We start from the raw sequence: 9,200 nt of genomic DNA on the forward strand, positions 1-9,200 counted from the left end.
GTTAAGAAAGGTGAAAAGCTACAGGCTCAATATGCCGCCTCGTTACGAACAAATCAACTGGAGTTTTCACAAGGCAAAGCCAAAAAGACCAGAGCATAATATTATTTTACAGTATATGACCCATAAAATTGCTGCATTCTAGGAGAATCAACTCATGCGCCCCGCTCCCACAATTTGCCCGATCTGCCAATCTGAATTGGAAGTTGCCCGATTACACTGCCCATCCTGTGATACCACGATTGAAGGTCATTTTGCCATGGGACAGTTTTCAAACCTAACCCCCGATCAATTGGAGTTCGTGTTTACCTTTGTGCGCTGCGAAGGCAAGATCAACCGCATGGAACAGGAGCTCGGCCTTTCCTACCCTACCATTCGCAATCGCTTACATGAAGTTATCCGCGCTTTGGGATACGAACCCGGCAAGGATGAATCCCCTGAGATTGACGCTGAAAAAAGAAGCAGTGCCATTGCCGACCTTGAAGCCGGCAGGATCACTGCAGACCAAGCCATGCGCATCTTGCGCGGAGAAGAGGAGTAAACCATGTCTAAAACTATTTCTGCAGGGCGTGCACCAAAGATTATGATCGAATCAATTGGTGGAGATCTCAGCCTCGTTGGTTGGGAAGGGGATGACATCCTTCTCAAAGCCGATGATGATGAACTGCATTTCAGCCAGGATGGCGACCAGGTAAACATCTCCAGCGATGACGATCTCTCTTTGCGAGTGCCCAAGGCTGCTTCTATAACTATTAATCGTATTGGCGGCGACGCATCCATTCGCGGCGTGATGGGCGGTATTGAGTTAAAGGAGATCAGTGGCGACCTTTCGATCCGTGATGTGAATTCAGTTGCGATTGAGGCGATTCATGCGGACTTTAGCCTGCGAGGCGCAAAAGGGCATTTATCTATCAAAAATGCTCACAGCGACGTATCCATCCGCGATGTGGACGGGAATGTAAGCCTCGATTCAGTCGCCGATGATCTTGCCCTGCGCGATGTGCGTGGAAATGTCAGCGCGAATGTAGCTGAGGATGTGGTGATGTATGTCAACCCGCAGGCTGGCAACGTGTATTCAGTTACGGCTGGCGATGACATTTTGCTGGTAATGCCTCCAAAGGCCAATGCAACCCTGACCCTCAATGCCGATGATATTGATGTGGAATGGAAGGGTATTGAAGATGATGAAGACGCCACCAGCCGCGTGGTTACACTTGGTGACGGCTCTGCAACAATAACACTTAATGCAGGCGGAGACATCCGCGTGAGCAACCAATCGGATGCTGGCGAATCGGCTGAAGACTTCGGCAACTTTGCAGGGCTTGGCATGGATTGGTCTGGCTTTGGCGAGCGGATCTCCCGCCGAGTAGAACAGGCAACCCAACGCGCACAACGCAAAGTAGATGAAGCCGCGCGCCGTATTGAGCAAAAGACACGCGAAGCCGAACGCCGCTCCCGCCGTGGTAAAGCTTTGGAAATTGGCCGCTGGAATTGGGATTTTGCTCCAAAGGGCGTGCCGATGCCGTTCAAACCCACAGTCTCTGAGGAAGAGCGGCTCACGATCTTGAAGATGTTGCAGGATAAAAAGATCACTGCCGAAGAAGCCGAACAACTATTGGCAGCATTGGAAGGAGGCTCTTAATGTCATCTGAAGAGCGCAAGAAAATTTTACAGATGGTCGCGGATGGAAAGATCAGTGCGGAAGAAGCTGCAACATTGATGCGCGCATTAGACGACTCTGTTGAGGATGAAGTCGAAGTTATCGAAGCAGTATCAGGCATGGGCGGGGAGAGAAGCGATGCTCCAGAGTTTGACCAGGTCCGCAGGCGCGCCAATCGTTTCGCCAGCGTATTCCTCTGGATCGGAGTCATCTTCACGGTTTTCAGCGCATGGGCCATGTTTGGCATCCAACAAAACGCGGGTATCAATTTCTGGTTTTATTGTATGAGCATGCCGCTCTTCCTGGGGATCTTGTTCACTGTGATGGGCGCTGGGAGCAGGACTTCACGCTGGTTATATTTGAATGTGGATCGCACTCGCTCGAGGGATACAGATGGGCCGCGCAATATTACGATTGCGCTTCCTCTCCCGCTCGGGCTTGCCAGTTGGTTCCTGACAAATTTCGGCAGCTACATCAGCGGACTTAAGAATACCAATGTTGATGAAGTGGTGCAGGCGATTGCCATGGCAAAAAATATCACCGAGCCGCTGATCGTGCATGTGGATGATGATGACGATGGTGAAAAAGTACAAGTGTTTATAGGATAGAAAATGGAAACTATTAAGAAGAAACCTTTACTAAGTGGGCTGCTGATTCTTTTTCTGGCGGCCATGGTCTTTGCCAATATCGGCGGAAATATGTATGGCTCCATGCTGCCGCTTTACCTTAAAGACCTTGAGGCCTCGATTACGCAGATCGGATTGTTCTTTACTCTTTCACAGATCGTGCCACTACTTTTGCAGATTTTAGGTGGATGGGTCTCGGATACCCTGGGGCGTTTGCGAGCGATTGCGATTGGTAGCGTCTTCGGTGTCATCGGTTTTATTCCACTGATTCTGGCTGATACATGGGAGTGGCTGTTATTGGCGGTGGCCTTTGGCGCTGTAGCGCGTTCGCTGGTGGGACCCAGCTTCGACGCCTTCATTGCAGAACATTCCAGCGAAGAGAATCGCGGAAAGGTATTTGGCATTTCGCAGGCTATCTTTATGATCGTCACCGTGATCGGGCCTCCACTAGGCGGATGGATGGCTGGAGCATACGGTTTTAAGTTGATGCTGTTGGCGGCGGGTATTTTTTACTTTATCGCGATGATCATGCGTTTAAGCATGGCGCGCGAAGCGGCAAAGACGGCCACTGCCAAAACGGATAAACTTACTTTCGCTGGCTTGAAAATAAATTTACGCGCGATGTTCGCCTTGATCTTTTCAGGCGGCCTCATTACCTGGATGCTGGTGACCGATGGGATGCGCGATATTTCCTTCCAGTTTTCAGAAAATCTTTTCCCCGTTTACATGCAGGATATAGGCGGACTTTCGCTCCAGCAGATCGGCTGGGTCATGTCGTTCTTTGGCATGGCAATGATGGCAACCACCATCCCCGGCGGCTGGCTATCTGACAAGACTGGCGAACGCGTGGGCATTGCGCTTGGAATGGCTTTAATGTCCAGCGCGTTATTTGTTCTGGTCAATATTCCATCAGGCAATCAGTGGATGTATTATCTGGGCTGGGGTTTGGCGGGCATGGGCGCGGGTGTTTCTGCTCCTGCCTACCAATCGTTGATCAGCAAGGCTGTGCCTCAGAAAAATCGCGGTATGGCATTTGGATTGTTCAGCACCAGTTTGGGAATCTTCTCACTGCCTTCGCCATGGATCGGCGCGCAGATGTGGGACCGCGTCAGCCCGACCTTCCCATTTACAGTGACCGCAGTCGTTTTAATGTTGTCCGTGATACCGATTTGGATAAAGTTCAAACTTCCCAAAGTGGAAGAACCAGCGACAGAAGAAACAACGGATGAGAGTTTGCCTGTTGTTGCAAGCTAGAGTAAATAATACTGTTCGTTCTGGTTTACCTGGAACGCAGCAGATAGTCAGATAGGAGATATGAACATGGCAAACAGCGAAGAAAGAATGAAAATCCTGAAGTTGATCGAAGAAGGCAAGATTAGTGCGGATGAAGGTTCAAAGCTGCTGGCGGCATTAAGCGATACACGCCGTGGCATTCCCACGCCGCCTCGCCCACCTGGGGCCGGAGGAGGCGCACGCTGGCTTCGAGTCCGTGTGACGGATACCCGCACAGGACGCTCGAAAGCCTCTGTCCAAATTCCGCTGGCATTGGTGGATGCAGGTATGAAGATCGGTGCTCATTTTGCCCCCGAAGTACAGGGCGTGGACATGACCAACGTGATGGAAGCCCTGCGCATGGGCGTGACAGGCAAGATTATTGATGTAGTTGACGAGGAAGACGGCGAACACGTTGAGATATTCGTTGAATAGTTTGAAAGGTGAGTGTGAAATGTTGTTTTACTTCTATAAATTGTTGCAATAACCCCTTCCCTTTATAAATTGCCTATGCCTGGTTAATTACCACAGGCTTGCATTAAATGCTTTTTATAGTTATTACTGCCCTTTCGTATCCCATCGTGATTCCCTGAGCGAAGCGAAGGGTCTCTACTGCTGAAATCTGAGATTCTTCGCTTCGCTCAGAATGACACTGCATAAGGCAAGTTATTTAAAAATATAGGAAAATAACTCATGGAAGAGACTACTCCCAAACGCCCCAGTGGCATGTTCGGTTTCACCATTGTCTGGATTGGCCAGATCATTTCTGTGCTTGCCAGTGCAATGAGTCAGTTTGGCCTCACCATATTCATGTTCAAGGAGACGGGAAGCGCCACTGCATTGGGCCTGATGCAGGTCTTCTTCATTACCCCGTTTCTGATCATTTCCCCCATAGCTGGTGTCATGGTGGATCGCCACAACCGCAAAATGATGATGATGGTCAGTGATCTTGTTGCCGGCCTTGCTACCATTTTGATCCTCATCTTTCAGTCGTTGGGCATTCTTGAATTCTGGCATCTGTATTTCGCGTCCGTGATCTATGGCCTTGGCATGGCATTTCAATGGCCTGCCTATTCCGCGGCCATCACCACCATGGTTCCAAAGGAACAATACGGGCGTGCCAATGGCATGATGTCACTGGTTGAAGCGGGGCCGAACGTAATCGCGCCCTTGCTCGCAGGTGCATTACTTCCCATTATCGGTCTCACTGGTATCTTGATCTTTGATGTGGCTACGTTTATCCTCGCAATAGGCGCATTGATGATCGTTCATGTCCCTCAGCCCCCTCGCACTCAAGAAGGTGAAAAGGGAAGTGGTGGCATCCTGAAAGAAGCTGCCTACGGATTCAAATATATCTTTGCCCGCCCAAGTTTGCTTGGCCTGCAGATGGTCTTCTTTGTTGGCAACCTCTTTGCTGGTATCGGCTTCACACTGCTGGCCCCGATGGTACTCTCTCGCACCGGCAGTGATAGCCTCATGCTAGGCTCAGTGCAAACGGCTGGTGCAGTGGGCGGGGTGATTGGCGGCGTTCTAATGAGTGCCTGGGGTGGTTTCAAACGCCGCGTAAATGGCGTCCTGCTCGGGTGGATGGTCACTGGGTTCGGCATGGCAATTGTCGGCCTGATCGGAGGCTTACCGATCTGGGTCACAGGGGTAATTATTGCCGCTATCGTCGGGCCGCTAGTCAATGGTTCCAATCAGGCCATTTGGCAATCCAAAGTTGCACCGGACCTTCAAGGGCGTGTTTTCTCGGCCCGTCGTTTGATCGCCTGGCTTACCAACCCCATTTCACCGATCATTGCAGGCACCATGGCAGATTTTGTGCTTGAGCCGCAAATGCGCGTGACAAGCACCCTCTCTGAAACATTTGGCTGGATGGTTGGCATCGGCCCCGGCGCAGGTATGGGTTTGATCATTTTCTTCTGCGGCCTATTCAGTGTATTTGTTGGCCTGGCCGGATATTTCATCCCTGCCATTCACAACGCAGAATCCATTCTTCCCGATCATGACGAACTTCCAAAAGCGGATGCAGTCCCTGCTTGATAAAACGATTTGAATTAAACATGACTCATCCCGAAATTATTTTCGAGGGTGAGTTTCTTTTTAAGATCGAATAGGACGCAGATTTACGCGGAAAACGCGGATTCATTTTTCGAATCCGTGCTCATCAGCGCTCGTCCGCGTCCCATATTAATTTTGGGATTAATTTAAGATTGATTTACCGCTTCTTTCTTAAACTGACACCTGCGTGGAGTACCTGAACATTTCCAACCCGAAATAGGGTGCGCTCCGCGTGAACACGAGTCCGCTTTTCTCCAGCACATGTTGTGACGCGACATTCTCAGGGTGGGTCAACCCAATGATCTCTTTCAAGCCTTTTTTGTTTAATCCAAACTGAACTGCCGCACTTGCCGATTCTGTAGCATATCCCTTTCCCCAAAAGGCCCTGCTCAAAAGATAACCGACTTCGGTTTCATTTGTATCAGGTAAAAACTCCAACCCATTCCAGCCGATGATCTGCCCCGTTTCACGGATCACCACCGCCCAGTGACCGTATCCATAAACACGCCAGTGATTAACCTGATATTGAATGTAGCTCTCAGTTTTTTCATCTGACCATGCTTCCTGATTCGGAAAATAGCGAAATATATCAGGCTCCTGCACGATAGGCTTAAGCGCCGCCAGATCGGCCATCGAAAATGGACGCAAGACCAGCCTCTGAGTTGTGATCATTGGAATTTTGGGTGAGGTTTCCATATTAAACTTAACTCATTGTGTAAGATATACTTCATCTAGAAAGCGTGTCGCCCTGAGCGGTAGCGAAGGGTCTCTACGATAATCTCAGAGATTCTTCGCTGTCGCTCAGAATGACACTGCGTATCGTAAAATACTTGCTTTGAATTTCTATATTGTATATTACCAGCAATGGAATTGGAGAACTCAATGAAAATAGCGGTCTTTGGCTCAGGTGGTGTTGGCGGATACTTCGGTGGCAGGCTCGCACAAGCTGGGCAGGATGTAACCTTCATTGCCCGAGGTGCCCACCTTGCCGCGATCAAAGAATCAGGCCTGCGTGTTGATTCAATAAGTGGTGATTTTGTAATTAACCCCGCCCAAGCAGCAGACTCGCCGCAATCGATTGGTCATGTGGATTTGGTCATCCTCGCCACTAAAGCCTGGCAGTTGGATTCTGCCATCCAGCAGATGAAGCCGTTGGTAGGCAATGGGACGATGATTCTGCCCCTGTTGAATGGTATGGAACACATGGATGCCTTGCTTAACGCATTCGGGCATGAGCATGTCTTAGGCGGGTTGTGCCGCATCAGTGCTTTTATTGCCGCGCCAGGGCATATCCGCCATATTGGTATTCAGCCCTCCATCTCATTTGGTGAATTGGACAATTCAAAAAGTCCGCGCGTTGAATCTTTGCAAAAAATGTTTTCCGCACTTAACGGCATCACAGTGGATGTACCTGCGGATATCAATGCTGCCATGTGGGAAAAGTTCATCTTCATTTCTGGCACAAGTGGAGTGGGTGCATTTACCCGCCAGCCCATTGGAGGATATCGTGACAATCCAGAAAAGCGTGCAATGCTTTTAAATGCCATGAATGAAACTGCCGCGGTGGCCCGTGCCCGCGGTGTTCCGCTTTCAGAAAGCCTGGTCTCCGACATAATGAAACGCATCGACGCCATTCAGCCCGATGTGATCCCATCCATGCAAAAAGATATGATGGAAGGGCACCCCTCCGAGTTGAACGAACAAACAGGTGCAGTCATCCGCATGGGACGCGCAGTGGGTGTACCAACTCCCACGCATGAAAAGATTTACGTTGAACTACTTCCGCTTGAACAAAAAGCGCGAGGAAAATAATCACAAAGAAACTTTTTTCATACCGCTTCTCACTTCTCACTTTTTACTCTTTACTCAACAACACCTACCCAAACTTCCAGTTCAAAACAATCCCTTTCGGCGATACACTCCAGGCGCACCTTCGCTATACTCGCCTCAAGGAGATAACCAATGAGCAAAAATATATTTACCGAACTTTCAGATGCAATGGCCGACTCCGTTGAACAGGCGGGCAAATCCACAGTATTGGTGGATGCGCGCCGCCACTTCCCAGCCAGCGGAATCGCTTCTGCAAAAGATATGATTTTGACCGCCGACCATGTGGTGGAACGCGAAGAAGACATCAAGGTACTTCTCGCTGATGGGACAGAACTCACCGCCCGCCTCGCTGGTCGGGACCCGGGAACTGATTTGGCAGTCTTGAAATTAGACTCCGCCTCAGCCACTCCCGCCGTAGTTGCAAAGACGCCTGCGCGCGTGGGACAGTTTGTTTTGGCAATTGGCCGCCCCTCCAAAGATGGAGTCGAATCCAGCTTTGGCACGGTTAACTCCATTGGCGGGCCCGTCCGTACCGGAAGAGGCGGAATGCTGGAACGCTACATCAAAACAGACGTGGTTTCATACCCGGGCTTTTCGGGTGGGCCGCTTATTAATGGAGATGGTCAGGTTTTTGGTATCAACACCTCTGGCTTCCGCAGTGGTGGGGCGATCACTATCCCTGCTGACCTTGCGTGGAAGACTGCTGAGACCCTCGCCAAATTTGGCAAGATCAAACGCGGCTATCTCGGCATCCGCAGCCAGACGGTTAATATCCCTGCTGAGGGCCAAAAGCAATTGAACCGCAAACAGGAGACGGGTCTCTTGATCGTCGGCCTGGAGTCAGACAGCCCTGCCGGCAAAGGCGGATTGCTGGTAGGCGACATCCTGGTTGGTGTTGCAGGCGAAGCCATTGAGCACCACGATGAGTTGTTCACACGCTTGAGCGGGGACGTGGTTGGCAAGCCTACGCCATTGGATGTTTTGCGCGGCGGCAAATTGCAGGTTGTGGATGTGGTCGTTGGAGAAAGATAATTGATCCGCGTCACAATTGTTTCGCCGAATCATGCCTTGCGGGTTGGCCTGCGTGAAATGCTGGCAGATCATCCTGAAATCAGCGTGATCGGCGAATCGGTTAATCTTGAAAATATCAATGAAGCAGAGACCGAGGTGGTATTACTCGCCTCGGTCTCTGCTGTTCCTTTGTTGAATGGGAAAAAGGATTACGCAATTCTGCTTCTAACGGACGATGTTGATTCGGTTCGATCCCTGTCAAGTTCAAAGGAACGGACGTGGGGCGTTCTTTCTGTTGATGTGACAGAGGATGAATTAGTGGCAGCAGTCCACGCGGTAGGGGAAGGGCTGTGGGTTGGCGCACCAGGCTTGGTCGAGGGTCTGATGCGCTTTCAAAGAGCAGGCGAAGCCTCAGGTGAAGAGTCGCTGATCGAGCCGTTAACGGCCCGGGAGAAGGAAGTCCTGCAATTGATGGCGTTGGGGCTGGCGAATAAACAGATCGCGCTTTCGCTTGGCATCAGCGAACACACCGTGAAATTTCATCTTTCGTCTTTATATGCAAAGCTGGGGATTTCGAGCCGCACCGAGGCGGTGCGGCGAGGCATTGAGCTTGGCTTGATTTCGTTATAAAAAAAATTCCGCTGATTTTGTCAGCGGAATTTTTTTATTTCTTTTTTTTTGCGAAACAAAAGGGGGGTGATGACGATTACCACGATGACAATGCCCATCACCAGGATGCCATC

10 protein-coding genes are annotated in these 9,200 nt (G+C 50.4%); 9 read left to right on the plus strand and 1 reads right to left on the minus strand.

Translation table 11 applies throughout. The features are described 5' to 3' along the window. The first annotated feature begins 154 nt into the window (after positions 1–154). The 6 genes from AC14M5_RS03675 to AC14M5_RS03700 all read left to right on the plus strand — a co-directional run bounded on the left by AC14M5_RS03675 (position 155) and on the right by AC14M5_RS03700 (position 5,598). The gene (locus AC14M5_RS03675; RefSeq protein ID WP_484028278.1) at positions 155–538 is read left to right on the plus strand and encodes a DUF2089 family protein; all 384 of its coding nucleotides are present in this window, start codon (positions 155–157) and stop codon (positions 536–538) included. Positions 539–541: 3 nt separating this feature from the next. Continuing rightward, a complete protein-coding gene (locus AC14M5_RS03680) occupies positions 542–1,639 on the plus strand; it encodes a DUF4097 family beta strand repeat-containing protein (RefSeq protein ID WP_484028279.1) in 1,098 nt (365 codons plus the stop codon). Then, positions 1,639–2,265 (plus strand): SHOCT-like domain-containing protein, encoded by a 627-nt coding sequence (locus AC14M5_RS03685; RefSeq protein WP_484028280.1) that lies wholly within the window; start codon positions 1,639–1,641, stop codon positions 2,263–2,265. Before AC14M5_RS03680 ends, AC14M5_RS03685 begins: the two co-directional genes overlap by 1 nt. A gap of 3 nt (positions 2,266–2,268) precedes the next feature. Beyond that, entirely contained in the window at positions 2,269–3,537 is a 1,269-nt protein-coding gene (locus AC14M5_RS03690; protein WP_484028281.1) for an MFS transporter, read from the plus strand. 66 nt (positions 3,538–3,603) lie between these two features. Continuing rightward, positions 3,604–3,990 (plus strand): SHOCT-like domain-containing protein, encoded by a 387-nt coding sequence (locus AC14M5_RS03695; RefSeq protein ID WP_484028282.1) that lies wholly within the window; start codon positions 3,604–3,606, stop codon positions 3,988–3,990. 258 nt (positions 3,991–4,248) lie between these two features. Then, positions 4,249–5,598, plus strand: a complete 1,350-nt coding sequence (locus AC14M5_RS03700) for an MFS transporter (RefSeq protein WP_484028283.1) — start codon at positions 4,249–4,251, stop codon at positions 5,596–5,598. Between the two features lie 189 nt (positions 5,599–5,787). Here AC14M5_RS03700 and AC14M5_RS03705 read toward each other — a convergent pair whose 3' ends face one another. Further along, positions 5,788–6,312, minus strand: a complete 525-nt coding sequence (locus AC14M5_RS03705; protein WP_484028284.1) for a GNAT family N-acetyltransferase — start codon at positions 6,310–6,312, stop codon at positions 5,788–5,790. A gap of 186 nt (positions 6,313–6,498) precedes the next feature. Between AC14M5_RS03705 and AC14M5_RS03710 the strand changes: the two genes are divergently transcribed. From AC14M5_RS03710 to AC14M5_RS03720, 3 genes are all read left to right on the plus strand, one after another. After that, entirely contained in the window at positions 6,499–7,428 is a 930-nt protein-coding gene (locus tag AC14M5_RS03710) for a 2-dehydropantoate 2-reductase (protein WP_484028285.1), read from the plus strand. Between the two features lie 150 nt (positions 7,429–7,578). Further along, positions 7,579–8,478 (plus strand): S1C family serine protease, encoded by a 900-nt coding sequence (locus tag AC14M5_RS03715; RefSeq protein WP_484028286.1) that lies wholly within the window; start codon positions 7,579–7,581, stop codon positions 8,476–8,478. Beyond that, a complete protein-coding gene (locus tag AC14M5_RS03720) occupies positions 8,479–9,087 on the plus strand; it encodes a helix-turn-helix transcriptional regulator (RefSeq protein WP_484028287.1) in 609 nt (202 codons plus the stop codon). It abuts the gene before it with no gap. Positions 9,088–9,200 lie beyond the last annotated feature (113 nt).

This window comes from Candidatus Villigracilis sp. (assembly GCF_057083605.1).